This window comes from Geobacillus sp. LEMMY01 (assembly GCF_002042905.1).
GTDB classification, from domain to species: Bacteria; Bacillota; Bacilli; order Bacillales; family Anoxybacillaceae; genus Geobacillus; species Geobacillus proteiniphilus.
This window is the reverse complement of record NZ_MVKA01000002.1, coordinates 73,805-97,728: the sequence shown is the minus strand read 5'-3', so window position 1 is coordinate 97,728 and position 23,924 is coordinate 73,805. Positions and strand designations below refer to the sequence as shown.

Here is a 23,924-nt window from a genome sequence, read left to right as displayed (position 1 = left end):
GAAAGTTGAAAGGTTTAGTGCTTCACTGAGTCTCCAAAGTTGAACAGTGAAACAAAAAAGCAAATACTGTGATTGCTGTCAACAATCTAGGTTACTAGAAGAGGACCATAAAGTATGGAATAGGTTCAGAAAATTTGATATAATATATTATATATGATATTATATTCATAAGATCATTTCATTATTGAAAGGGGATCAGAGAAAATGGATTTCACCTTCCATTGCCGTCATTTTATTAATGGTCAATTTATAGAATCGGGGGATGGAAAACGTTTTGTCAACATTAATCCTGCGACAGAAGAAGAACTTGGCTGGGTCGCTGAAGGCGGAAAGGAAGAAATCGACCGCGCAGTACAAGCCGCGAAGCGCGCATTGAAAGGAGAATGGGGCAAATATTCGGTCCGTGACCGCATTGCTGTTATCAGACGGATTGGTGATTTAATTTTAGAACGAAAAGAGGAGTTCGCCCGATTAGAATCTTTAGATACAGGGAAGCCGTACTCGTTATCTCTTAATCTTGATATTCCTCGGGCAGCGTATAACTTTCACTTTTTTGCGGACTATCTCCACTCTGTGGGAACGGAATCATACCAGATGGATTCCAGTCAGTTCCATTATGCAATTCGCCGGCCGGTCGGTGTCGTTGGGCTAATTAATCCATGGAATTTGCCGTTGCTTTTACTTACTTGGAAAATGGCCCCAGCTCTTGCCATGGGAAACACGGTCGTTGCGAAACCGGCAGAGTTAACTCCGATGACAGCGACACTTCTTGCCGAAGTGATAAAAGATGCCGGTGTACCTGATGGAGTTGTCAATATCGTTCACGGCTTCGGCCCTGACTCAGCTGGGCAGTTTTTGACTGAACATCCTGATGTCAATGCAATTTCCTTTACTGGAGAGACTCACACAGGGAAAACGATCATGGCTGCAGCGGCGAAATCATTAAAGCGTCTCTCGTTTGAATTAGGTGGGAAAAACCCGAATATCATTTTCAGCGATGCCGATTTAGATGATGTCATCGAGACAACGATCAAATCGAGTTTTTCCAACCAAGGGGAAGTGTGCTTAGCCGGGTCGCGCATCTACGTCCAGCGCCCGATTTACAATCAATTCCTCGAACGGTTTGTCGAACGAACAAAACAACTTGTTGTCGGCGATCCATTCGATCCGAAAACCGATGTAGGCGCCTTAATCAGCAAGGAACATTTAGAGCGAGTGTCCGGATATTTAGACATCGCTCGCAGAGAAGGGCGTATTATTGTAGGCGGGGAGCGGCCGCAAGGTATTAAAAAAGGTTACTATTTAGAACCAACCATTATAGTTGATTTAGATGAACAATGCCGTGTAGTTAAGGAGGAAATTTTTGGTCCGGTAGCTGCCGTTCTTCCGTTTGATACAGAAGAAGAGGTCATCGCTCGGGCGAATGACAGCGATTATGGGCTCAGTGCAACGATTTGGACAAGTAACCTGAAACGTGCACATCGTGTCGCCCATCAAATCGAATCCGGGATTGTATGGGTGAACACATGGTTTTTACGTGATTTACGCACGCCATTTGGCGGGATGAAACATAGCGGCATCGGTCGAGAAGGGGGAGCACATAGCGTAGACTTTTATTCTGAGCTAACTAATATTACGATTAAACTTTAAGGGAGGAAAGAAAAAACATGCCAACAACCAAAAAGCTAAAAGCTGCGATCATTGGATCAGGAAATATCGGCACAGACTTGATGTATAAACTGTTGCGAAGCCCGTGGGTCGAACCTGTATGGATGATTGGCATTGATCCGGAATCAGAAGGATTGAAGCGGGCGAGAAATAAAGGCTTGGAGACGTTTGACCAAGGGTTAAAACAAGCGATTGACGCTGGAGTACGGCCGGACATTGTATTTGACTCTACAAGCGCCAAGGCTCATGTCCGCCATGCAAAAATATTGAGGGAACTGGGGATTCAAACAATCGATCTCACCCCGGCAGCGCGCGGACCTTATGTTTGTGCGGCCGTGAACCTTCATGAACATTTAGATACGTTAAATGTGAACATGATTACGTGCGGCGGGCAGGCGACCGTGCCCATCACTTATGCGGTGCAACGAGTGACCCCAGTAGAATATGCCGAAATCGTTGCTACCATTGCAAGCAAAAGCGCCGGGCCTGGTACACGACAAAACATTGATGAGTTCACGGTAACGACAGCGAAAGCACACGAAGTGATCGGCGGGGCGAAAAAAGGAAAAGCGATCATCATTCTTAATCCGGCCGAACCGCCGATTATGATGCGTAATACGATTTACTGCCAAGTCGGTGATGTAGATAAGGACACTGAGGAGAAAATCGTCGATTCGATCCAAGAAATGGTGTCTTATATCCAGACATATGTACCAGGTTACCGTCTCAATAGGGACATTCTTTTCCGTGATGGTGTTGTAAGCGTCTCTATAGAAGTAGAAGGCCTTGGCGACTTTCTCCCCGTCTATGCTGGGAACTTGGATATCATGACGACGGCAGCGGTCAAAGTGGCAGAAGAGATGGCCAAACACCGGCTAGCTGTGTTAAAAAACAAGTAAAGGAACGGAGGAGGCAACGATGAAAAAAAAATCTATTCAAATTACCGACGTAACGTTGCGAGACGGTATGCATGCCGTCAAACATCAATTTTCTGTGGACGATGTAAGGGAAATTGCCTCTAAGCTTGATCAGCTAGGTGTCAGCCATATTGAGGTCACCCACGGAGATGGCTTGGGCGGATCAACAATCCAATACGGCTTTTCCAAAGAAAAAGAGGAAGATTTGTTAAAAGCGGCCCGCGAATCGATCAGACGTGCGAAGCTGACGGCTCTTTTGCTCCCAGGGATTGGTACTGTTGAGGACATGGTTCGGGCGAAAGAGATCGGTGTTGAAACGATTCGGATTGCCACCCATTGTACGGAAGCGGACATTTCTGAGCAGCACATGAAAGAAGCAAAACGTTTAGGACTGGAAGCCGTTGGGTTTCTGATGATGTCTCACATGGTTTCAGCCAACGTTCTTGTGGAAGAAGCGAAAAAAATGGAATCGTATGGAGCTGATGTTGTTTACATCGTCGACTCTGCCGGAGCTATGCTTCCTGAGGAAGCGGGAGAAAAAGTGAGCGCTTTGCGCCAGGCATTATCCGATGAAGTGGAAGTAGGATTTCACGCCCATCACAATCTTGGGCTGTCTATTGCCAACTCATTTGCCGCCATCGATGCCGGAGCGAGCCGTATCGACTGTAGCTTGGCCGGACTTGGTGCAGGCGCTGGCAACACTCCTTTAGAAGTTTTCGCCGCTGCGGCGGAAAAGCACGGCATCGACACAGGGGTCGACATTTATGGCGCTATGGATGCCGCTGAAGACGTCGTGAAACCAAAAATGATCCGCCCTGTCCAAATCGACCGAGTAAGTTTGACGATGGGTTATGCCGGAGTCTATTCTAGTTTCCTTCTACATGCTTTTCGTGCAGCGGAACAATTTGGCGTTGACGCCCGCGATATTTTAGTCGAGCTCGGCAAACGGAAAGTTGTTGGCGGCCAGGAAGATATGATTGTAGACGTCGCTTTAGAAATTAAGAAGAAAAAACATACCCTTTCTACAACGAAGTAAGAAAAATCAGCAAAAAAAGGGGGGTCGCTTGTGCCTGTATTAGAAGAGATGGCCGAACGTCTCTGGAAAGCGGAAGAAACAAGAGAAGGCATTGCCCCGCTTACCACCTCTGTCCCTTCCCTTACACCAGAGGAAGCGTACCAGATTCAGCTTATCAATATCCGACGCAAAGTTGATCGGGGAGAACGGGTGGTAGGAAAAAAAATTGGACTCACATCAAAAGCGATGCAACAGCTCCTTGGGGTGAATGAGCCTGATTACGGGCATTTGCTTGATACGATGGAAATCAAAGCTGGGGATCGCGTGCCATGGGAAAAGCTCCTGCAGCCGAAAGTAGAAGGGGAGATTGCATTTATCCTCAAAAAGACGCTGAAAGGTCCTGGATTGACCTATCTCGATGTGATCAATGCAGTTGAGTGCATTGTGCCGGCAATTGAGATTGTCGACAGCCGCGTTCGTGATTGGAACATCCGACTCCCTGACACGATTGCCGATAACGCCTCATCAGGTCTGTTTCTGCTTGGGAAAGAAGCGATTCCGCTTCGAGATATTGATTTGACGGAAATCGGAATGGCGCTGTATGTAAATGATACATTAATCAATACAGGGGCCGGTGCGGCGGCGCTAGGTAACCCTTTATACAGTGCCGCTTGGCTTGCCAACTTTTTAGGCCGGTTTGGCATTCCGCTTGAAGCGGGGGAAATCGTCCTTTCCGGTGCTTTATCGGCTGCGGTTGATGTCCGCCCGGGCGATAAGGTGGCCATTCAATTTTCCGATTGGGAAACGTTAACGTTAACATTTTAATCAATGCAAGCGATCAATTGGATTATAGATCGCCCGCTTGCTTTCATCTAATTCAAGAACGGATGGGAGGGCAAAGATTGGTGGATGCTGGAAAGTTAGGGGAAATAGTCCGTACGTTAGAGAAGGCGGAAAAGATGCGGCAAGCCATCCCGCTCCTTAGCTCATCACATCGCTTTGACATGGAAGAAGCATATGGGATTCAAGAGGCGTGGATGGCGTATAAACAAAAGGCGGGAGACCGTCTGATCGGCTATAAAATGGGGCTGACGAGCCCGGCGAAAATGAGGCAGATGAACGTATCAGAACCGGTTTACGGTAAACTGCTGGCTAGTATGTTGGCAGAAAACGGGGAGCGTCTTTCCCACGCCTCGTTTATCCACCCGCGTGTCGAGGCAGAAGTGGCGTTTTTATTAGGAAAAGACTTGAATGGAGAAGATTTGACAGAGAAAGACGTACTAGAGGCGACTGATCACTTGGTAGCGGCGATTGAAATCATTGACAGCCGTTATGAGAACTTCCGCTTTACATTAGCAGATGTCATTGCGGATAATGCTTCTTCATCGAAATTTGTCCTTGGTCACCGCCTTGTTAGTACAAAAAAAGAAGACGTAGCGACTTTCGGGATGGCTTTGCGCATCAATGGGGAACTCAAAGCTACGGGAACTCCAGCGAATGTATTGGGACATCCTGCTCGCTCGGTCGCGATGCTGGCAAAGATGTTAGCGCGCAAAGGAGAACGGTTGAAAGCGGGAGATATCGTCCTTGCTGGTGGAATTACTGAGGCGATTGCCGTTCAGCCTGGGGATGTGGTGCAAGCAAGTTTTGCCCATTTAGGTGGTGTGGAAGTTTTATTTGTATAAGTCCAATATATTTCCAACGGGAGGGAGAAAACATTGCCGCTTGTGCAGGTGCATATGCTCGAAGGAAGAACAGAGGAACAAAAAAAACGAATGATCATCGAGGTGACCGAGGCAATTGCGCGTACGTTGAACGCTCCGAAAGAAAATATTCGCATTGCTATTTACGAGCTTCCAAAGTCGCATTGGAGCGTCGGTGGAGTCACCATGGACGAAAAATAAACCGTTATCCTATGGAAAACTATAGAGAATCCTGAATCCGTGATAAAGACGCGTTCAAACTGCCAAGAAAACTTGATAAATCAACAAATATTGCACTCGGGGTTCTTCACCTAATAGGTGAACATTCGGAATTGAGTTGAAACTTTGGCATGATTGGGTTTTCCAGCATTTTTGATACACTTCTGTCACGGATTCAGGGAGAATATTAAACGATGGACAGGGGGAAAACCATGATCGAAACGAAAGAGTTGCGAAAATGCTTCGGCAAGTTTGCAACCGGTGTTACGGTGATTACGTACAATAGTCCGGAAGGCCCGCGGGGGATGACCGCTAATTCATTTACATCCGTCTCCCTTGAGCCTCCTCTCATCCTCGTTTCCGTTGATCGAAAGACGAAGGCGAGCCAATATATGACAGGCAATCGTTTTGCGGTAAATATTTTAAAGAAAGAACAAAAGGAGTTGTCCAACCACTTTGCCGGAAAGACTAATCCGGAATTGTCGATCCCTTGGGTGGAAGGAGAATACGCCCCGTACCTGGAAGGAAGCCTTGCCGTTATTGAATGTGCACCGTGGCGGGAATATGACGGAGGAGATCATATTTTGTTTTTAGGAGAAGTGAAACGCTACACCTATGGAGACGGAGATGCCCTTGGCTTTTTTTGCGGGCGTTATTTCGATGTGAAAAAGCCGGAAGATATCTAAATGTACGGACGCTCGACACTTGCAACACGTCTTTTCCATCCAATGAAGGCTAGTCTCAAAAGGCAGGGTTCGGTTGTCAATGAGCATAGCAACAATGTATGAGGACAGGTAGACAGTTTTCCTATTTATTTAGGAAGTGCGTGCATAGGGGTTAGTTTTTTCGGCAAGTCGATCGACAGTACTTGATTTCCGCATGCCTGACAAACTCATTCGGTGGTCCTTTCATTTGTGGCGGGATTCCATCCTCATTTATAATGAGGATGGAATCCTTTTATATAGAAAGGTGGAACAGCTATGAAAACATTCGTCCTTCTCGGCGCGCTCAATGCGTTTTTAGCCGTCGCATTGGGAGCGTTTGGCGCACACGGGCTTGAAGGGAAAATTCCGGATCGTTATTTGGAGATTTGGAAAACGGCGGTGCAATACCAGATGTTCCACGCATTAGGGCTGCTTGTTGTCGGATTGCTCGCTGGCAAGGCGCCAAATGTCGGGCTGATCGGCGCGGCAGGCTGGGTGATGTTTGCCGGCATCGTGTTGTTCTCCGGGAGCTTGTACGTATTAAGTGTAACGCAGATTAAGCCGCTTGGCGCGATCACTCCGTTTGGCGGCGTCGCCTTTTTGGTCGCCTGGGTGATGATCGGCTATGCGGCGTTAAAATGGCTGTAAGCGGAGCGCGGGGCAAGGTGTACCCCGAGCAGGAAATCACGCACCGTCCAAATCATAGAAGGCACCTCTTTTGTTTCGTTTGCCACCATTATATACAGCTGGGCGTCAGCAATTTGTGATGGCCGTCACATCGGATGAAAAAAAGCAGGCTACCCTAGGGCAGCCTGCTCATCGAACATCGGTTTTGCGCTTGCACTCAGCGCGGCGAATAGGTGGCGAGCGGCGTGGCGGAGGCACCGGCAAACGGATATTCGTAGGCGATTTCCCCTTCAAAGGTGACATAATCGACATAAATCATCGGGATCAAATAGCGCGTTCCCGTTTGCGGGTCGCTCAGGATGACATGGTCGCGCCCGGCCGCCTCGATGACGCCGCGAAACACCTTGGCATTCCACTCGCGGTTGTTTTCAAACGTCGCATAGATGGTGGCGACTTTTCCCTTGTTTAACCGCAAAATGTTTTCAATGTACGATTCTTCAATCGGCAGCATCCCTGGAATCGATGGGCCGGTGGTGGCGGGTGCGGCGGTGGTCGGCGTCGGTGTCGGAGCCGTGAACGTTGGCGCCTGCAAACCGAACGTCGGAGCGGCGGCTGTCGCCGGCGTCACGGTTGGAGCGGCAGCCGCTTGCGGATAGTAATAATACGGGTACGCCGCCGGATAATACGGCTGCGGATATAGATAGCCGTACGGATAAGCTGCATACGGCTGTTGCCGTTCTTCATCAAGCGGATAAAAGTTGTTTTCTGTATAGTTAGACATAAAAAACCTCCTCATCAAAAATGTTAATAAACGCGTGGGCAGTCAGATGGGGTTGGCGCGAAGAAGCAGTGCGATTTGTAGCGGCCGACGTTCCACTGGCCAAACCATTGCGGTGGGCACGGTTGGCCTTCAGGTGGTTTAAAAAACCAAAGGGCGTTTGTCGCTGGGTGGTAGCGCCAACCGCGAAGCACTTGACGCGCTAGGCCTATATCCACTTCGCGCGCCCGTTGGTAAAAATAGCCCTTTTGCACCGCCTCAAAGCCGCCCGGGCTTTGGAACACCATTTGCCGGATAGAGCGGATGCCGCGAAAGTCAAGGCAGTCGGCGATGACGCGGTTGACGCCGACGTTGCCGACCATGAGCATCCCAAGCCGCCCGTCTCCTTCCGCTTCAGCTCGCATGAGCCGAGCCAACAACTTTACTTCCTCTTCTGTGTGGGCTACAATGGAGGGAGCGATCTGACCCATATCGTCACCTCGGTTGTCATCAATGTCGACAGTAATAGGCTATTGATGGAGCGGGAAAATGGTGACAGGCGGACAAACGGTTTAAACGGAATTTCTGATTTATATGTATGGGGCAGTTGGGCTGTATATGACAGAAACAGGGGCGGTTGGCCAAAAAGGGAAATCAGATTACGAAATATTTTTTATCCTTTGGAGCAGGATTTTTGATTCGCGTTCACGAATAGATTTGATGAATATTTTGGCTGTGAGGTGATCAGATGGCCATTGATCATGATCGATTGTTCAAGGAATTGATCCAAACGTTTTTCGAAGAGTTTATCCTTCTTTTTTTCCCCGACATGCATGAGCATATCGATTTCCGCCATCTTTCTTTTTTGTCTGAAGAGCTGTTCACCGATGTGACGGCAGGAGAGAAGTATCGCGTTGATTTGTTGGTTGAGACGAAGTTGAAAGGGGAAGACGGGCTCATCATTGTGCATGTGGAGAACCAAAGCTACGTGCAACCGTCGTTTCCAGAGCGCATGTTCCTCTATTTCAGCCGCTTGTTCGAAAAATACCGCACCCGCATTGTTCCGATTGCTGTCTTCAGCTATGAGGCCCTTCGCGATGAACCGTCCGTGTTTTCGATCGAGTTTCCCTTTGGTGGGGTGCTACAATTTCGCTTTTTTCAAGTGGAGTTGCGCAAGAAAAATTGGAGGGACTACATCCGGCATGACAATCCGGTGGCAGCTGCCCTTCTCAGCAAAATGGGGTATACTGAAAGTGAGAAAGTCGAGTTGAAAAAAGAATTTTTGCGCATGCTTGTGCGTCTGGAATTGGACGAAGCGAGGCAGCGGCTCTTGTTGGGCTTTTTTGAAACGTATGTGAAGCTATCGGAGGAAGAAGAGCAACAACTGCAAAGAGAGGTGAAAGAGATGGAAACAAAAGAAAAAGAGAAAGTGTTGGAGCTGATCATTTCCTATGAGCAAAAGGGAAGGAAAAAGGGATTGGAAGAAGGGATCGAACGTGGAATTCAACAAGGGATCAAACAAGGAATGAAGCAAGGAATGAAACGGCTGATCCGTAACATGGCGTGCAAAGGAATGACGGCGGAAGAAATCGCTCATTTGGTTGACCTTTCAGGGGAAGAAGTTCGCCGGTTACTTGAAGAATAGGAAAATAAGCAAAGGGGCCCTGCCGGGTTTGGGCCCCTCTTTTTTATACATGGAAGAACGAAGAAACATTTTCCACCGGCAGCCGGGTGCCGACGAAAAAGGAGCCAAATTCGCCAAAGCGGGCGCTCACTTCGTCAAAGCGCATTTCATAGACGAGCTTTTTGAACTGGAGCGCATCATCCGAAAACAAGGTGACGCCCCATTCAAAATCATCCAAGCCGACGGAGCCGGTGATGATTTGCGTCACTTTGCCGGCGTATTTTCGGCCGGTCATGCCGTGGGCGCGCATGAGTTCGCGCCGCTGTTCCATCGACAACATGTACCAGTTGTCGTTGCCTTGGCGCCGCTTGTCCATCGGATAGAAGCAAATGTAGTTCGTTTTCGGCAAAATCGGATACAAACGGCGGCGCACCTCTGGAATTTGGTACGGATCTTCGCTGCCGGACGCTAAATAGTTGCTCAGCTCGACGACCGAGACGTACGAGTACGCCGGCAGCAAATACTCAGCGAGCTTCGTTTTGTTGAGCGCCGTCTCAATCTCGTGCAATTCATCGAGCGTTGGGCGCAAAATCATGAACAAAATATCGGCTTTTTGCCCGACGATCGTGTAGATGGCATGGCTTCCTTGCTTCTCGCTTTCAGTCGTCTCCCATTGGTCGACAAGCGCTAAAAACTCACTGATCGCTGCCTCGCGCTCTTCGTTCGGCAGCGTTTTCCACGCGCTCCAGTCAATCGTGCGGAAATCGTGCAGACAATACCAACCATCCAACGTTTGGGCCGCTTCGCTCACCGTCATCACTCCTTCTTGATCAATGTACAGTATCACTATATCATAGTTTGCCCAAAAACGCGGGCGTTGGTGCATAAGGAAAAAGTAGACTGAATTGTGGCAAAAGGTGAATTATTTGTTGGAAAGGCTTACTAGCGTTGCGTTTCCCTATGAAAGAGGTATGCTTAATAGTAGAGAAAGGCTGGCGTGTTTCCGAACGAAAGGCGCCGGCGGGGAATTGAGGGAGGCATGAATCGTGGCGAACGACTTGTTTGCGGCTTTGAAAACGAAAGTGGCCGGCGCGGGACGGAAAATCGTGTTTCCGGAAGGGACGGACGACCGCATTCTTACAGCGGCGAGCCGTTTGGCGACGGAGCAAGTGCTTCAGCCGATCGTCCTTGGCGATGAGCAAGCTGTGCGGGTGAAAGCGGCGGCGCTTGGCTTGCCGCTTGAAGGGGTGGAGATTGTCAACCCGCGCCGCTATGGCGGGTTTGATGAGCTCGTTTCGGCATTTGTGGAGCGCCGCAAAGGGAAAGTGACAGAAGAAGCCGCGCGCGAGTTGCTTTTCGATGAAAACTATTTCGGTACGATGCTCGTTTATACGGGAGCGGCCGACGGCCTCGTCAGCGGGGCGGCCCACTCGACGGCCGACACTGTCCGTCCGGCTTTACAAATCATTAAAACGAAGCCAGGCGTTCGCAAAACGTCCGGCGTGTTCATCATGGTGCGCGGCGAGGAAAAATATGTGTTCGCCGATTGCGCCATCAACATTGCTCCTGACAGCCAAGATTTGGCGGAAATCGCGGTCGAGAGCGCCCGGACGGCAAAAATGTTCGGCCTTAAGCCGCGCGTGGCGCTGTTAAGCTTTTCCACGAAAGGGTCGGCTTCGTCGCCGGAGACGGAAAAAGTCGTTGAGGCGGTGCGGTTGGCGAAAGAAATGGCGCCGGATCTGATCCTTGACGGTGAGTTTCAATTTGACGCCGCGTTTGTGCCAGAGGTGGCGAAAAAGAAAGCGCCGGATTCCCCCATTCAAGGCGACGCGAACGTTTTCATTTTCCCGAGCCTTGAGGCAGGCAACATCGGATACAAAATCGCCCAGCGCCTCGGCCGCTTTGAAGCGGTCGGTCCGATTTTGCAAGGACTGAACAAGCCGGTGAACGACCTATCGCGCGGCTGCAGCGCCGAAGACGCCTACAAGCTCGCGCTCATCACCGCCGCCCAGTCGCTTGGGGAGTGACGGGATCGCCACTGGGTGAAACCGATGAAAACGAGGGGGCATGCGCCTCCTCGTTCTTTTTGCGCCATTCGCCAACGGCTTAGGCTGTGATTGTGCTATAATGAATAGAGTTGGAATGATCAATGCAAGGAGTTACTCGCGATGAGCCATGAATTGCTGCATCGACCGAAATGGCGGGTGATCGACCAGTCGCATTTCGGTCCGCTGTTTGATGCGAAACAATCGTTTGCCATCGATGATGCATTATGCACCGCGGTTGGTGCGGGACAGTCGGATGCGGTCGTCCGCACGTGGGTGCATGAGAATACCGTCGTCTTAGGCGCCGCGGATACGAAGCTTCCGTACATCGATGAGGCCATTTCGTTTTTGCGCCAGGAAGGGTATCGCGTCGTCGTCCGCAATTCCGGCGGGTTGGCCGTTGTCCTTGACAGCGGGGTGTTGAATATTTCGCTCATTTTTCCGGAAATGAAAAACACGATTGCCATCGAGCAAGGGTATGAGGCGATGTATGCGCTCATTGCCGCCATGCTTGCGCCATACGGCGCCCGCGTTGAGGCGGGGGAAATCGTCGGTTCGTATTGCCCGGGGAGCTATGACTTGAGCATCAGCGGCAAAAAATTTGCCGGCATTTCGCAGCGACGGGTGCGCGGCGGCGTTGCCGTGCAAATCTACCTTTGCGTCAACGGGAGCGGAGCCGCGCGGGCTGAGCTTATTCGCCGCTTTTATGAGCTCGGCCGCCAAGGAGAGAAAACGAAATTCGCCTACCCCGATGTTGTCCCAGCTGTCATGGCGTCGCTGTCTGAGCTTCTCGGCTGCGAGTTGTCGATCGATGAGCTGCTTGTCGCCCTTTGGCGCACGCTGCAGTCGTTTGGCGGCGAGCTATATTCGTCTGCCCTCGAGAACGGCGAATGGAATTGGTATGAGCAGTATTGGGCGCGCATCGTCGAACGAAATGCCAACGTATCTTCAGGAGAGCCGATGAGAAAAGTCGAGCCGTAAAGTCCTTTTAGCTTCGATGAGGCGCTTCGTCGCTGCTGACCGCGACCCATGCCCTGCCCAACCTTGGCGCGAATGATGGACGTTCGCCAACAAAAAAGGGGCTGATCCCAAAACGCGAGTGCGTTTTGGGATCAGCCCGGCTTTTCACCCGGCATCCTTTTTCGTTACTCGGCGATTTTCTCTAAGTTTCCGTTCGGGTCCATACGGAAGGTCAGCCCCCGCTCTTCTTCCTCTTTTAACACCATTTTGCGCGCTCGGTTGATGATTTTCACGAGCGTCTCAAAATCTTCTTGGACGGTCGACGAATTTTCTTCTAATTTAGCAACCTTTTCTTCAAGTTCTTTATTTTTTTGCTTTAGTTCGTCAATTTCGCGGCGCAGCCGCTCGTTTTCTTTGATCAGCGCCTCCCGTTTCCGCTCATGGGATTGGAACGTTTTTAAAAAAGCGATCACTTGATCAAGCGTCACTTGTTGCGGCGGAGAGGATGGGACGACGGCTGGCAGCTGCATCACATCGCCCAACTCCTCTAATGACGGCATCGGCGGTTCATACAGGCGCCGCTTTTTCGCGCCGCCTTGTTTGGCCAGCAGCCGCAGCCGCTCTTTTCGCTGCTTTTTCGCCAGCTGCAGCGCTTCTTCGTACTGATGGCGGACGACTGCATTCCAGCGAAAGCCACAGGCGGCCGATGTCCGATTCAGCTTGTCGCCGACTTCTTCAAACGCGTTCAGCTGGGTGCTCCCTTCACGCACATGGCGCAATACGGTCTCTGCCAACAATAAATCGTCTTCTTCCGTCCAAGCGTCTTGCCGTTGTTTCATTGTTCTTCACTCCTTTTTCCCATGCTAGTAAAAGGGTGGACCAAAAGGAAAAAAATTATACGTTGCAAGTTTATGGGATTGGCAAATTACAAGGGTGAAAGCATGCCAACTTGCAATTTTCCGGCAAAAGCGGTAGAATACACAAAGCAAACGCTGCGGAAAGGGATGACGAGTGATGGCGAATGAGTTTCGCGTTTGCGACGACTGCAAGGCGCCGAATTTAAAAACATTGATTCCGCGCCTCAAAAAGCTGGATCCGGATGCGGTCATCAAAATCGGCTGCCAGTCGTATTGCGGCCCGGGGCGGAAAAAGACGTTTGCTTTCGTCAACAACCGTCCGGTGGCGGCGCTGACGGAAGACGAACTGATTGATAAAATTGCCGAAAGGTTGAAAAAGCGATAACCGATCACCTTCTTTGCCGAAAGAAGGTGATTTTTTGTTTTTTCCGTGAAAATGCATGCGCCCCGATGAGTCATTTTCATGCCCGGGTGGAGAGCAAAAATTGCTCATGGAACTTTTCCGTCAATAATGGAGAAAGACGGAGAAAAAAGTCAACTATTTCTTTGCCGCCAGAAACGGCGTATAATAGATGTATGTTGGAGACGGAAGAGGAGGATGCGATGTATTCCGGCGGGCAGCTTGACGAAGAAAAAGTGTTTAAAGATCCGGTGCACCGATACATACATGTTCGCGACAAAGTGATTTGGGATTTGATCGGCACAAAAGAATTTCAGCGCCTGCGCCGCATCAAGCAGCTCGGCACGACATATTTGACGTTTCACGGCGCCGAGCACAGCCGGTTTAACCATTCGCTCGGCGTTTACGAAATCATCCGCCGCATCATTGACGACGTGTTTGTCGGCCGCGATCATTGGGATCATAGCGAGCGCCTTCTTTGCCTATGCGCGGCGCTCTTGCACGATTTAGGGCACGGCCCGTTTTCCCATTCATTTGAAAAAGTGTTTCGCCTCGACCACGAAGATTTTACACAGGCAATCATTTTAGGCGATACAGAAGTGAACGCCGCCTTGCGCGAAGTGGGCGACGATTTTCCGCAAAAAGTGGCGGAAGTGATCGCCAAAACGTACCCGAACAAGCTTGTTGTGAGCCTCATTTCGAGCCAAATTGACGCCGACCGGATGGATTATTTGTTGCGCGATGCCTACTACACCGGCGTCAGCTACGGCTATTTTGACATGGAGCGCATTTTGCGCGTCATGCGCCCGCGCGAAGACCAAGTCGTCATCAAACGAAGCGGCATGCATGCGGTCGAGGATTACATCATGAGCCGCTACCAAATGTACTGGCAAGTGTACTTTCATCCCGTGACGCGCAGTGCGGAAGTCATTTTGACGAAAATTTTGCATCGGGCGAAAAAGCTGTATGAAGAGGGGTATCGTTTTCAGACGAAGCCGGTTCACTTTTTATCGTTCTTTGCGGGAAACGTGCCGCTTGGCGATTACTTGGCGCTGGATGAGGCAGTCATCTTGTTTTACTTCCAGCAATGGCAATACGAACGGGATCCGATTTTAAGCGATCTGTGCCAGCGGTTTGTCCGCCGCCGCCTGTTCAAATATACGGAGTTCCATCCGACGAACGAACAAATGGCGAAGCTCATTGAGCTGACCGGTTTGTTTAAAAAAGCGGGCATCGACCCGGACTACTACTTGGTCGTCGATTCGTCGTCCGATTTGCCGTATGACTTTTACCGGCCGGGCGAGGAAGGCGAGCGCCTGCCGATTTATTTGTTGATGCCAAACGGGGAGCTTCGCGAGCTGTCGCGCGAATCGGTGCTCGTTGACGCCATTTCCGGGAAACGGCGCACCGACCATAAGCTGTATTTCCCAGCTGATTTCCTGGAAGACTTGTCGACGAAGCGGACAGTGAAGAAAAAGATTATGGAAATTTTAAAGGGTTAGGAGATGACGGAGAGTGCTCACAGAGCATGCGAAAGTAATGAAGGCGTTGGCGGCCGCCGGGGAAATTGCCGGCCGCAAAAAGCTGCAAAAAATGATCTACATCGCGAAAAAGCTCGACTTTCCGTTTTACGAGAAATTCGATTTCCACTTTTACGGCCCGTATTCGGAAGAGCTGACATGCCGCATCGAAGAGCTGTGCGCGCTCGGGTTTTTGCATGAAGTGAAAGAGAAAAAGAGCGGTTATATGCAATATCGCTATACATTAACCGAAGCGGGCGAACAGTTTTTGCGCCATTATGACTGGGACATGCCGGGCTTGGCGGAGTGCATGCAAGCGATGAACGAACAAAATGCCCGTTTTTTGGAACTTGTGTCCACCGTGCTTTATTTTGAACATTTGCCGAAAGACGAAGTGAAAGAGAAAATTGCGGTGTTAAAAAGCAAGCAGCGCTATACGGAAGAAGAAATCGAGGAGGCGTACGCGTACATTGATGCGCTGCGCAACCGATGCCACAACAAAACTCGCGTGTAGGCGGGCGTTGGCAAGGTGTCGTCAGGCGAAAGAAGTTGCTCCAGCGTGACATCTTCGTTGCTCAACATATGATCGGTTGATCGTGGAAGAAAAGGGGATGACCCAAAACGCATTCGCGTTTTGGGTCATCCCCGCCTTTGTGTCACTCTGTGTCGCTCAGCCGTTTTCCGGCGATCGCATAATGGTCTTTCGTCATTTCTTCAATGAATACGACAACGCTCTCCCGTTTCGCCCCTGTCGTCTCGACGACGGCGTCCGTCACTTTTTCAACAAGCGCTTTCTTTTGTTCATCCGTGCGGCCGGCGAGCATTTTGATCGTTACGTACGGCACGGTTGTCCCCCCATTTCATTGTCGAGTGCTGTCGCGCTTATTATACCACGGGGTGAGGAAGTTCAGTCCACTTTTTTCTGCTAATCATGTATACTAAAGATAGTGAATATAGGGAAAAGGAGTTTATGAAGTGGATCAAATTTTGCCGTATTCGTTAAGCGAAATTCCGTACGTGCTCTTGACGCTGGCGTTAGCATTTTCCGTGCATGAGTTCGCTCATGCATACGTCGCCTACAAGTTCGGCGATCCGACGGCGAAAAACGAGGGACGGCTGACATTGTCACCGTTTGCCCATTTGGATTTGCTTGGCACCCTGCTTATCTTTCTCGCTGGGTTTGGCTGGGCGCGTCCGGTGCCAGTCAATCGCTTCTACTTCAAAAATCCGCGCCTTGCCGGCATTCTCGTGTCGGTTGCCGGACCGCTGAGCAATCTCGTGCTTGCCGCGCTTGGATTTGTCATTTGGTACGCGATGATCGACTTCGGCATCATGCGGGCGCTGCCGGATTGGTTCGCCGCCGGGTTTGATCTGTTTTTCCAAATTTTTATCAGCTTGAACGCTGTTTTGTTTTTGTTTAATTTATTGCCGTTTCCGCCGCTTGACGGGTATCGTATTATTGAAGACTTGGCGCCGGACGGGCTGCGGGCGAAAATGACGCAATGGGAAAGCTACGGGGCGCTCATTTTTCTCATCCTTGTGCTCACGCCGCTTGACCGATATACGATTGAGCCGGTGTTTCAAGTGGCGCTGCCGTTTGTATTGGAAAATTTGCAGTCGTTGGTCGCCAATTTGTTTATGTAAGGAAGGAGGAACAAGCGGAATGGAGCAAAAAAAGAAAAAAAACATCGGCTTTAATATCATCAAAGACGATCCGACCGACGGGCACCGCGGCTTTGGCGCCGGGGCGTTGAGCTTAGAAAACGTTTCGCCGGTCATCATTGACGTCGAAGCGGGCGAAGCGTTCGTCGATATGGGGGCGATGCATGCGCGCAGCGCCGTTGAGCGCGGCATCAAGTTTTTGCCGGACCGTTCCGCCGTGCCAAACGGCAAGCCGTATTGGATCGTCTGGGTGACGATCGAGCGCCGTGAAGACGGCCCGTATTACGCCGGGGTGACGGCGTGCGAAATGACGATCGACCGTGAGGCGCGCCGCGGCTATAAGTTATTGCCGGAACATGTTAACCGGCTTGATAAATCGCTAAAGCGGCACATTATTGTCGATCATATGGACGCGAAATCAAAACGGGTGCTCGCCGACTTTTTGAAAGGGCATGACATCGGGATGTGGAACCGTTCGAGCGATGAACTGAAAAAAGGGCTCGAAGGCGAATTGTGACGGTTTTGTGAACATGTTTGCTCAAGGGCTTGTTCTTGTTTGGAAAAAAGGATAAACTAAATCTACATGTATAACACAGGAAAACTAGGACAAGAAAATCCCCTGCGGGCAAACGCAGGGGATTTTCTTGTTTAAAACCATGGGAACCATTTCTCGAACCAGCTTTTTCCGTCTTCTTTTTTCTTCTTTTTCTTTTCCAAATGGTCGGTGCAATAGTCGGTCGGTTCTGTACCGATGAGATAGTACGTTTTTCGTTTCACCGGACAGGAGTCGGTGGCCAGCTTGCCGTTTTGCGGGTCGATGTAGACGCCGATGACGCCTTTGGTCGGTTTGAACGATTTTTTCGGTTCGCCGGCGAGGCTTTGTTCCATAAAGTGAACCCATATTTGTTTGGCATATTGCCTTTCGGCAGGACGATCCATCGTTTCCCCGCGGTCGTAGCCGGTCCAGACGCCGGCGACAAGTTGCGGGGCGAACCCGATCATCCAACTGTCCGTTTTCGTCGTTCCCGACTTGCCGGCGTACGGACGCGTGATGTCATCGATGATTGACTGCCCGGTGACGGTTGTATAGCCGTTTAACTTCGGGTCGAACATCCCGGTCATTAAATGGGTCGTCACAAACGCCGCGTCGCGGTCGAGCACTTGCCGGCTCTCCGGCTTATGTTCATACAGCACGTTTCCGTTTGCATCAACGACTTTTTTAATAAACACCGGTTCGGTTTGTTTGCCGTAGTTGGCCAGCGTGCTGTACGCGGCCACCATGTCGATCACTTTCACGGGCGAGGTGCCGAGCGCCAACGACGGCACTGCTTTCAATCTGCTTGTGATGCCGAGCGCTTTCGCTGTGTCGACGAGTTTGTCGACGCCGATGAACTGGAGCGTTTTCACCGCAAAGACGTTGTCGGATACGGCGAGCGCCTGAGCGAGCGTGATCGGGCCATTGGCATAGTAGTCATTGTAATTATGGGGGGTGTACGACGATCGGCCGCCGTTAAACGTAAATGTCGTCAGCTCGCTGCGCAGTTGGGTCGATGGGGTGAATCCTTGCTCGATCGCCGCGTAATACAAAAACGGCTTAAATGTCGACCCTGGCTGGCGTTCCGCCTGCACGGCCCGGTTGAACGGGCTCTCTTCGTAGTTGCGTCCGCCGACGAGCGCCTTTACTTCCCCGGTGCGTGGATCCATCGCCACAAGCGCCGCTTGAATGGCAGAGTGCGGATCGATGATGCGACGGATTTGCTCTTCGGCAATCCGCTGCAGGCGCCGATCCAGCGTCGTATAGACGCGCAGCCCCCCAAGCTCGATCGTCCGCTCATCCAGGCCGAGTTTCGTGCGCAACTGCTGTTTGACGACATCTTGAAAATACGGAGCGATCGGCTGCTCTTGTTCCCGGTGCCGGGCGTAGACGAGTTTGTCGCGGTACGCCTGCTCCGCTTCTTGGCGGCTGATGTAGCCGGCTTCCACCATGGAGGTGAGCACGATTTTTTGCCGCGCTTTCGCCCGCTGTTCATTGACAAACGGCGAGTAGTAATACGGCCCTTTCGGAATGCCGGCGAGCATCGCTGCCTCGCTGAGCGTCAGCTCGCTCGCGTGCTTGCCGAAATAGTAGCGGGCTGCCGCCTCAATCCCGTAGGCGCCATGGCCGTAGTAAATCGTATTCAAATAGCCTTCCAAAATTTGATCTTTGCTGTAGTTGGCTTCAAGCCGGATGGTGTACAACGCTTCCTGGATTTTTCGCGACCACGTTTTTTCATGCGTCAAAAACAAGTTGCGCGCATATTGCTGGGTGATCGTGCTCGCCCCTTCGACTTTTGCCATCGCCTCGACATTCGCAATGATGGCGGCGGCGATTCGCTTCAAATCAAACCCGTGATGTTCGTAAAACTTCCGGTCTTCAACGGCGATCGTCGCTTCGATGACGTGCGGGGACATGTCTTTGAGCCGAACCCAATAGCGTTTTTGCCCATGGTCGCTTTCCCCGATTTTGCTGCCGTCAGCGGCATAAAAAATCGTCGTCTGCGGCACGGCGACCGGCGGGGCGCCTTCGATTTTCGCGAACAAAACAAAGCTCCCGAGAACGGCGAAGGCAAAGATGGCGAGAAAAAAGCCGATAAAGACGGCGGCGCGCACATATTTCCACGTGCCGCGAAAACGGCTGCCCGGGATCGGTTCCATTGCGCATCACCTCAACGGTTTTGGCGTTGTTTCAGACATGCGGGCGGACGCCCGGCTGAATGCGCCGCCTTGCTTTTGTCAAGGCTTCGCCAGCGAGGTTTTCCGCTTTTTCTTACCAGTATGAAAAAAATTTTTTTATTTTAAACTTGTTCCTCTTGCATTTTTGCTAGATTGCTCTATACTTTTTCATGTTTAGTTTTTTGTTGGCAAGGAAAACTTGTATAGTAAGCAACGTTCGGAGAAAGGATGTTACCGATGGAACTGTGGTTTACCGAAAAGCAAACGGAGCATTTTGGCATCACCGCACGCATCATCCGCACTTTACATACAGAACAAACGCCGTTCCAAAAACTTGATATGGTTGAAACGGCGGAGTTTGGCAACATGCTCATTCTAGACGGCATGGTCATGACGACGCAAAAAGACGAGTTCGTCTATCATGAAATGGTCGCCCACGTGCCGTTGTTCACCCACCCCAATCCGGAAAACGTGCTTGTCGTCGGCGGCGGCGACGGCGGCGTCATTCGTGAAGTGCTGAAGCACCCAAGCGTCAAAAAAGCGACGCTTGTCGAAATTGACGGCAAAGTGATCGAGTGCTCGAAAACCTACTTGCCGGACATCGCCGGTAAACTCGATGATCCGCGCGTCGAAGTGAAAGTCGATGACGGGTTTATGCATATCGCCAAAAGCGAAAACGAGTATGACGTCATTATGGTTGACTCAACCGAACCGGTCGGCCCAGCGGTCAACTTGTTCACAAAAGGGTTTTACGCCGGCATCGCCAACGCGTTGAAGGAAGACGGCATTTTCGTCGCCCAAACGGACAACCCGTGGTTTAAGGCCGATTTGATTCGCAACGTATACCGCGATGTGAAAGAAATTTTCCCGATCACCCGTTTGTATACGGCGAACATCCCGACTTACCCGAGCGGGCTATGGACGTTTACGCTCGGCTCGAAAAAATACGACCCGCTCGCAGTGAGCGACGACCGGTTCCATGACATTGAGACGAAATATTACACGAAAGAATTGCACAAAGCGTGTTTCGTCTTGCCGAAATTTGTCGCGGATTTAACGAAGTAAGGGGGCGCAGGCGATGCGATTTGATGAAGCCTATTCGGGCAACGTGTTTATCGGCAGCCATCCGAATTTTGAAGAAAGCGAAGCGGTCATTTACGGGATGCCGATGGACTGGACGGTCAGCTACCGGCCTGGCTCGCGGTTTGGCCCGGCCCGCATCCGCGAAGTGTCGATCGGTCTTGAGGAGTACAGCCCATATTTGGACCGCGAACTCAAAGACATCCGCTACTTTGACGCTGGGGACATTCCGCTGCCATTTGGCAATGCGGCCCGCAGTTTGGAGCTGATTGAACAATTCGTGAAAAAGGTGCTTGACGCCGGCAAATTTCCGCTCGGCCTTGGCGGAGAGCATCTTGTCTCCTGGCCGGTCATTAAAGCGGTGTATGAATACTACCCGGATTTGGCCGTCATTCATATGGATGCGCACACGGACTTGCGCGAACATTACGAAGGCGAGCCGCTGTCGCACGCGACGCCGATCCGCAAAGTCGCTGACCTGATCGGCCCGACGAATGTCTTTTCGTTCGGCATCCGTTCCGGCATGAAGGAAGAGTTTGAATGGGCGAAAGAAAACGGCATGTACATCGCCAAGTTTGAGGTGCTCGAGCCGCTCCGCTCCGTGCTGCCGAAGCTCGCTGGCCGTCCGGTGTATGTGACGATTGACATCGATGTGCTTGATCCCGCTCATGCCCCAGGCACCGGAACGGTCGATGCCGGCGGCATTACGTCAAAAGAGCTGTTGGCGGCCATCCATGAGATCGCGCATTCCGATGTGCGTGTCGTTGGCGCCGATTTGGTGGAAGTCGCGCCGATTTACGACCATTCCGAACAAACGGCTAATACGGCGAGCAAGCTTGTTCGGGAAATGCTGCTTGGCTGGGTGGCGAAGGGGACGAAATAGGAAGGAGCCAGGCCGCCGTCCAGCCGTTGAATGGGGCCGTTTCCTTCGTTTGGTTTGTATGTATGACAAGATGGGGACAAAAAAGCCGGTTGGATGAACCAGAGATCCGAAACACGGCAATGGACATCTTCTTGAGATTAGGAAAAAGCGCCTATACCGCGTCGTTGCGGATCCTTTTCGCTATTAACGTGTTGCAAAACGTCAAGACATCATCGTAAAAAAGAGGGGCCCAAAGCGTCAGCTTCGGGTCCTTCCTTTGTTCTGTGTGAGTAAAATATTTGTGGGTGGAGTTCCGGAATCAATCCCTGACGAGGGTTGCAAACTTTTTGGCCCCTTGAATCGGGCGGAACAGTTCTTTATACTTATTGTTATGATTGCTTGTTCGCAAAGGTGTGTTCATCATGATGAAGGAAACGAGCGGCACTCCGGTGCGGCTCCGCCAAGTGGCTGTCATTCGCGACGGCCCGCGCCAAGAGACAGTCGTGCTTGAGGCGGATGGTATGTATTACATAAAAGGGGAAACCGTTTATTTGCAGTTTGCCGAAGAAAACGAACTCGGGCGGGTGAACAACATTGTGAAAATCGCGCCTGACGAGGTAACCGTCCTTCGTTCCGGAGCGGTCGAGATGCGGCAAACGTTCCGCCGCCGCCAGGAAACGTCGGGCCATTACGGGACGGTGTTCGGGCGGTGGGCGCTTTCGACGAAAACGAGCGCCATGGAATTTCAATATGACGACCGGCAGAAAAAGGGGCGGCTCTTTCTCTCATATGAACTTGCGTTAGAGCATGAGCGAAGCGGGCGCCATACGTTGACGTTGACATTTAAGGGGGTATAATCGGTGAACATTGTCGGACAAATAAAAGAAAAGATGAAAGAAGAAATCCGCCAGGCGGCGGTGAGAGCAGGACTGGCTTCAGCCGACGAACTGCCGGAAGTGCTGCTTGAGGTGCCGCGCGACAAGGTGCATGGCGACTACTCGACGAACATCGCCATGCAGCTCGCCCGCATCGCGAAAAAACCGCCGCGGGCGATCGCCGAAGCCATTGTCGGGCAGCTTGACCGCGAGCGCATATCGGTCGAGCGCATCGAGATCGCCGGGCCGGGCTTTATCAACTTTTATATGGACAACCGCTATTTGACGGCGGTCGTGCCGGCGATTTTGCAGGCGGGACAAGCGTATGGCGAATCGAACGTCGGCAATGGGGAAAAAGTGCAAGTCGAGTTCGTCTCGGCCAATCCGACCGGAGACCTGCATTTAGGCCATGCCCGCGGCGCGGCGGTCGGCGATTCGCTTTGCAACATTTTGGCGAAAGCCGGGTTTGACGTGACGCGTGAATATTACATCAATGACGCCGGCAAGCAAATTTACAATTTGGCGAAATCAGTCGAAGCCCGTTATTTCCAAGCGCTCGGCACCGATATGCCGCTTCCGGAGGACGGCTATTACGGCGACGATATCGTCGAAATCGGCAAAAAGCTTGCCGAAGAGTACGGCGACCGGTTTGTCGAAATGGAGGAAGAGGAGAGGCTTGCCTTTTTCCGCGACTATGGGCTCCGCTATGAGCTTGAAAAAATCAAAAAAGATTTGGCCGACTTCCGCGTGCCGTTTGACGTCTGGTATTCGGAAACATCGTTGTATGAAAGCGGAAAAATCGATGAAGCGCTTTCCACTTTGCGCGAGCGCGGCTACATTTACGAGCAGGACGGGGCGACATGGTTCCGTTCGACGGCGTTTGGGGACGACAAAGACCGCGTCTTAATTAAGCAGGACGGCACATATACGTACTTGCTTCCGGACATCGCCTACCATCAAGACAAGCTGCGGCGCGGGTTCAAAAAGCTCATCAACATTTGGGGAGCGGACCACCACGGCTACATTCCGCGCATGAAGGCGGCGATCGCTGCGCTCGGTTACGATCCGGAGGCGCTCGAAGTGGAAATCATTCAAATGGTGAACCTATACCAAAACGGTGAGCGCGTCAAAATGAGCAAGCGCACCGGCAAGGCGGTGACGATGCGCGAGCTCATGGAAGAAGTCGGCGTCGATGCCGTCCGCTATTTCTTTGCGATGCGCTCGGGCGATACGCATTTGGATTTTGACATGGACTTGGCCGTGTCGCAGTCGAATGAAAACCCGGTTTACTACGTCCAATACGCGCACGCCCGCGTTTCGAGCATTCTTCGCCAAGCGGAGGAACAACACATTTCTTATGACGGCGACTTAGCGCTTCACCATCTTGTGGAAACGGAAAAGGAAATCGAGCTGCTCAAAGTGCTCGGCGATTTCCCCGATGTCGTCGCCGAGGCGGCGCTCAAGCGGATGCCGCATCGCGTCACCGCCTATGCATTCGATTTGGCTTCCGCGCTCCATAGCTTTTATAACGCAGAAAAAGTGCTTGATCTGGACAACATCGAAAAAACAAAAGCCCGCCTCGCGCTTGTCAAGGCGGTGCAAATTACGCTGCAAAATGCGTTAGCGCTCATTGGTGTTTCAGCGCCGGAACAAATGTAAACGAACGAGGGGGAGCGACTGCTCCCTCTTTTGTTTGGGCATTCGAAAGAAAAACAGT

At 51.3% G+C, this 23,924-nt stretch carries 26 protein-coding genes; 20 read left to right on the top strand and 6 right to left on the bottom strand.

The genetic code is table 11. The features are described 5' to 3' along the window. Positions 1 to 204: 204 nt before the first annotated feature. From B1A75_RS02100 to B1A75_RS02065, 8 genes are all read left to right on the top strand, one after another. Complete coding sequence (locus B1A75_RS02100; RefSeq protein WP_079935652.1) at positions 205 to 1,650, top strand: aldehyde dehydrogenase; 1,446 nt, start codon at positions 205 to 207, stop codon at positions 1,648 to 1,650. A gap of 17 nt (positions 1,651 to 1,667) precedes the next feature. Next, positions 1,668 to 2,567, top strand: a complete 900-nt coding sequence (locus B1A75_RS02095; RefSeq protein ID WP_079935651.1) for an acetaldehyde dehydrogenase (acetylating) — start codon at positions 1,668 to 1,670, stop codon at positions 2,565 to 2,567. A gap of 19 nt (positions 2,568 to 2,586) precedes the next feature. Next, complete coding sequence (gene dmpG, locus B1A75_RS02090; RefSeq protein WP_079935650.1) at positions 2,587 to 3,621, top strand: 4-hydroxy-2-oxovalerate aldolase; 1,035 nt, start codon at positions 2,587 to 2,589, stop codon at positions 3,619 to 3,621. Positions 3,622 to 3,669: 48 nt separating this feature from the next. Continuing rightward, positions 3,670 to 4,425 (top strand): 2-keto-4-pentenoate hydratase, encoded by a 756-nt coding sequence (locus B1A75_RS02085; protein ID WP_079935689.1) that lies wholly within the window; start codon positions 3,670 to 3,672, stop codon positions 4,423 to 4,425. A gap of 134 nt (positions 4,426 to 4,559) precedes the next feature. Then, complete coding sequence (locus B1A75_RS02080; protein WP_254866589.1) at positions 4,560 to 5,285, top strand: 2-keto-4-pentenoate hydratase; 726 nt, start codon at positions 4,560 to 4,562, stop codon at positions 5,283 to 5,285. 9 nt (positions 5,286 to 5,294) lie between these two features. Next, positions 5,295 to 5,504, top strand: a complete 210-nt coding sequence (locus B1A75_RS02075) for a 4-oxalocrotonate tautomerase (RefSeq protein WP_079935649.1) — start codon at positions 5,295 to 5,297, stop codon at positions 5,502 to 5,504. A gap of 230 nt (positions 5,505 to 5,734) precedes the next feature. Continuing rightward, positions 5,735 to 6,208 (top strand): flavin reductase family protein, encoded by a 474-nt coding sequence (locus B1A75_RS02070; RefSeq protein WP_079935648.1) that lies wholly within the window; start codon positions 5,735 to 5,737, stop codon positions 6,206 to 6,208. A gap of 294 nt (positions 6,209 to 6,502) precedes the next feature. Continuing rightward, a complete protein-coding gene (locus B1A75_RS02065; protein WP_015376087.1) occupies positions 6,503 to 6,874 on the top strand; it encodes a DUF423 domain-containing protein in 372 nt (123 codons plus the stop codon). 196 nt (positions 6,875 to 7,070) lie between these two features. Here B1A75_RS02065 and gerQ read toward each other — a convergent pair whose 3' ends face one another. Together gerQ and B1A75_RS02055 are read right to left on the bottom strand one after the other, a co-directional pair. Beyond that, the gene (gene gerQ / locus B1A75_RS02060) at positions 7,071 to 7,634 is read right to left on the bottom strand and encodes a spore coat protein GerQ (RefSeq protein ID WP_074042889.1); all 564 of its coding nucleotides are present in this window, start codon (positions 7,632 to 7,634) and stop codon (positions 7,071 to 7,073) included. 23 nt (positions 7,635 to 7,657) lie between these two features. Then, positions 7,658 to 8,101 carry a cell wall hydrolase gene (locus tag B1A75_RS02055; protein WP_066232264.1) on the bottom strand — a complete coding sequence of 148 codons (444 nt, stop codon included), beginning with the start codon at positions 8,099 to 8,101 and terminating at the stop codon, positions 7,658 to 7,660. Positions 8,102 to 8,358: 257 nt separating this feature from the next. Between B1A75_RS02055 and B1A75_RS02050 the strand changes: the two genes are divergently transcribed. Further along, the gene (locus B1A75_RS02050) at positions 8,359 to 9,255 is read left to right on the top strand and encodes an Rpn family recombination-promoting nuclease/putative transposase (protein WP_074042888.1); all 897 of its coding nucleotides are present in this window, start codon (positions 8,359 to 8,361) and stop codon (positions 9,253 to 9,255) included. Positions 9,256 to 9,298: 43 nt separating this feature from the next. Here the strand turns inward: B1A75_RS02050 and hemQ are convergent, their stop codons facing one another. Continuing rightward, positions 9,299 to 10,045 carry a hydrogen peroxide-dependent heme synthase gene (gene hemQ / locus B1A75_RS02045; protein WP_074042887.1) on the bottom strand — a complete coding sequence of 249 codons (747 nt, stop codon included), beginning with the start codon at positions 10,043 to 10,045 and terminating at the stop codon, positions 9,299 to 9,301. 235 nt (positions 10,046 to 10,280) lie between these two features. Here hemQ and pta point away from each other — a divergent pair, with 235 nt between their 5' ends. Next, entirely contained in the window at positions 10,281 to 11,261 is a 981-nt protein-coding gene (gene pta, locus B1A75_RS02040) for a phosphate acetyltransferase (protein WP_074042886.1), read from the top strand. 141 nt (positions 11,262 to 11,402) lie between these two features. Then, complete coding sequence (lipL, locus tag B1A75_RS02035; RefSeq protein WP_079935647.1) at positions 11,403 to 12,260, top strand: octanoyl-[GcvH]:protein N-octanoyltransferase; 858 nt, start codon at positions 11,403 to 11,405, stop codon at positions 12,258 to 12,260. Positions 12,261 to 12,424: 164 nt separating this feature from the next. Here the strand turns inward: lipL and B1A75_RS02030 are convergent, their stop codons facing one another. Beyond that, positions 12,425 to 13,078 (bottom strand): RsfA family transcriptional regulator, encoded by a 654-nt coding sequence (locus tag B1A75_RS02030; RefSeq protein WP_014196985.1) that lies wholly within the window; start codon positions 13,076 to 13,078, stop codon positions 12,425 to 12,427. Positions 13,079 to 13,253: 175 nt separating this feature from the next. Between B1A75_RS02030 and B1A75_RS02025 the strand changes: the two genes are divergently transcribed. The 3 genes from B1A75_RS02025 (at position 13,254) to B1A75_RS02015 (ending at position 15,530) form a co-directional block, all read left to right on the top strand. Beyond that, on the top strand, positions 13,254 to 13,481 hold the full coding sequence (locus tag B1A75_RS02025; RefSeq protein ID WP_011232879.1) for a YuzB family protein: 228 nt from the start codon (positions 13,254 to 13,256) through the stop codon (positions 13,479 to 13,481). Between the two features lie 218 nt (positions 13,482 to 13,699). Continuing rightward, on the top strand, positions 13,700 to 14,998 hold the full coding sequence (locus tag B1A75_RS02020; protein WP_074042884.1) for an HD domain-containing protein: 1,299 nt from the start codon (positions 13,700 to 13,702) through the stop codon (positions 14,996 to 14,998). A gap of 13 nt (positions 14,999 to 15,011) precedes the next feature. After that, positions 15,012 to 15,530, top strand: a complete 519-nt coding sequence (locus B1A75_RS02015; RefSeq protein ID WP_074042883.1) for a YwgA family protein — start codon at positions 15,012 to 15,014, stop codon at positions 15,528 to 15,530. 142 nt (positions 15,531 to 15,672) lie between these two features. On the opposite strand, the gene B1A75_RS02010 is transcribed toward B1A75_RS02015, so the two are convergent. Then, a complete protein-coding gene (locus tag B1A75_RS02010; protein WP_014196981.1) occupies positions 15,673 to 15,861 on the bottom strand; it encodes a 2-hydroxymuconate tautomerase in 189 nt (62 codons plus the stop codon). A 130-nt stretch (positions 15,862 to 15,991) separates the two neighbouring features. On the opposite strand from B1A75_RS02010, the gene B1A75_RS02005 reads away from it, so the two are divergent. Together B1A75_RS02005 and B1A75_RS02000 are read left to right on the top strand one after the other, a co-directional pair. After that, complete coding sequence (locus tag B1A75_RS02005; protein ID WP_074042882.1) at positions 15,992 to 16,660, top strand: site-2 protease family protein; 669 nt, start codon at positions 15,992 to 15,994, stop codon at positions 16,658 to 16,660. A 19-nt stretch (positions 16,661 to 16,679) separates the two neighbouring features. Then, the gene (locus tag B1A75_RS02000; protein WP_013524825.1) at positions 16,680 to 17,195 is read left to right on the top strand and encodes a YwhD family protein; all 516 of its coding nucleotides are present in this window, start codon (positions 16,680 to 16,682) and stop codon (positions 17,193 to 17,195) included. 131 nt (positions 17,196 to 17,326) lie between these two features. Here the strand turns inward: B1A75_RS02000 and B1A75_RS01995 are convergent, their stop codons facing one another. Beyond that, positions 17,327 to 19,372, bottom strand: coding sequence for a transglycosylase domain-containing protein (locus tag B1A75_RS01995; protein WP_079935646.1), 2,046 nt, complete (start codon positions 19,370 to 19,372; stop codon positions 17,327 to 17,329). 255 nt (positions 19,373 to 19,627) lie between these two features. Here B1A75_RS01995 and speE point away from each other — a divergent pair, with 255 nt between their 5' ends. The 4 genes from speE (at position 19,628) to argS (ending at position 23,866) form a co-directional block, all read left to right on the top strand. Then, positions 19,628 to 20,455 (top strand): polyamine aminopropyltransferase, encoded by an 828-nt coding sequence (gene speE, locus B1A75_RS01990; protein ID WP_074042880.1) that lies wholly within the window; start codon positions 19,628 to 19,630, stop codon positions 20,453 to 20,455. A 13-nt stretch (positions 20,456 to 20,468) separates the two neighbouring features. Continuing rightward, the gene (gene speB / locus B1A75_RS01985; protein WP_074042879.1) at positions 20,469 to 21,353 is read left to right on the top strand and encodes an agmatinase; all 885 of its coding nucleotides are present in this window, start codon (positions 20,469 to 20,471) and stop codon (positions 21,351 to 21,353) included. A 404-nt stretch (positions 21,354 to 21,757) separates the two neighbouring features. Beyond that, complete coding sequence (locus tag B1A75_RS01980; protein WP_074042952.1) at positions 21,758 to 22,189, top strand: YwiB family protein; 432 nt, start codon at positions 21,758 to 21,760, stop codon at positions 22,187 to 22,189. A gap of 3 nt (positions 22,190 to 22,192) precedes the next feature. Beyond that, the gene (gene argS, locus B1A75_RS01975; protein WP_079935645.1) at positions 22,193 to 23,866 is read left to right on the top strand and encodes an arginine--tRNA ligase; all 1,674 of its coding nucleotides are present in this window, start codon (positions 22,193 to 22,195) and stop codon (positions 23,864 to 23,866) included. Positions 23,867 to 23,924 lie beyond the last annotated feature (58 nt).

Coding starts and splice junctions, on each gene's coding strand:
- B1A75_RS02100 (WP_079935652.1), top strand. CDS start 205: ATGGATTTCACCTTCCATTGCCGTCATTTTATTAATGGTCAATTTATA.
- B1A75_RS02095 (WP_079935651.1), top strand. CDS start 1,668: ATGCCAACAACCAAAAAGCTAAAAGCTGCGATCATTGGATCAGGAAAT.
- dmpG (WP_079935650.1), top strand. CDS start 2,587: ATGAAAAAAAAATCTATTCAAATTACCGACGTAACGTTGCGAGACGGT.
- B1A75_RS02085 (WP_079935689.1), top strand. CDS start 3,670: ATGGCCGAACGTCTCTGGAAAGCGGAAGAAACAAGAGAAGGCATTGCC.
- B1A75_RS02080 (WP_254866589.1), top strand. CDS start 4,560: ATGCGGCAAGCCATCCCGCTCCTTAGCTCATCACATCGCTTTGACATG.
- B1A75_RS02070 (WP_079935648.1), top strand. CDS start 5,735: ATGATCGAAACGAAAGAGTTGCGAAAATGCTTCGGCAAGTTTGCAACC.
- B1A75_RS02065 (WP_015376087.1), top strand. CDS start 6,503: ATGAAAACATTCGTCCTTCTCGGCGCGCTCAATGCGTTTTTAGCCGTC.
- gerQ (WP_074042889.1), bottom strand. CDS start 7,634: ATGTCTAACTATACAGAAAACAACTTTTATCCGCTTGATGAAGAACGG.
- B1A75_RS02055 (WP_066232264.1), bottom strand. CDS start 8,101: ATGGGTCAGATCGCTCCCTCCATTGTAGCCCACACAGAAGAGGAAGTA.
- B1A75_RS02050 (WP_074042888.1), top strand. CDS start 8,359: ATGGCCATTGATCATGATCGATTGTTCAAGGAATTGATCCAAACGTTT.
- lipL (WP_079935647.1), top strand. CDS start 11,403: ATGAGCCATGAATTGCTGCATCGACCGAAATGGCGGGTGATCGACCAG.
- B1A75_RS02030 (WP_014196985.1), bottom strand. CDS start 13,078: ATGAAACAACGGCAAGACGCTTGGACGGAAGAAGACGATTTATTGTTG.
- B1A75_RS02025 (WP_011232879.1), top strand. CDS start 13,254: ATGGCGAATGAGTTTCGCGTTTGCGACGACTGCAAGGCGCCGAATTTA.
- B1A75_RS02020 (WP_074042884.1), top strand. CDS start 13,700: ATGTATTCCGGCGGGCAGCTTGACGAAGAAAAAGTGTTTAAAGATCCG.
- B1A75_RS02000 (WP_013524825.1), top strand. CDS start 16,680: ATGGAGCAAAAAAAGAAAAAAAACATCGGCTTTAATATCATCAAAGAC.
- B1A75_RS01995 (WP_079935646.1), bottom strand. CDS start 19,372: ATGGAACCGATCCCGGGCAGCCGTTTTCGCGGCACGTGGAAATATGTG.
- speE (WP_074042880.1), top strand. CDS start 19,628: ATGGAACTGTGGTTTACCGAAAAGCAAACGGAGCATTTTGGCATCACC.
- speB (WP_074042879.1), top strand. CDS start 20,469: ATGCGATTTGATGAAGCCTATTCGGGCAACGTGTTTATCGGCAGCCAT.
- B1A75_RS01980 (WP_074042952.1), top strand. CDS start 21,758: ATGAAGGAAACGAGCGGCACTCCGGTGCGGCTCCGCCAAGTGGCTGTC.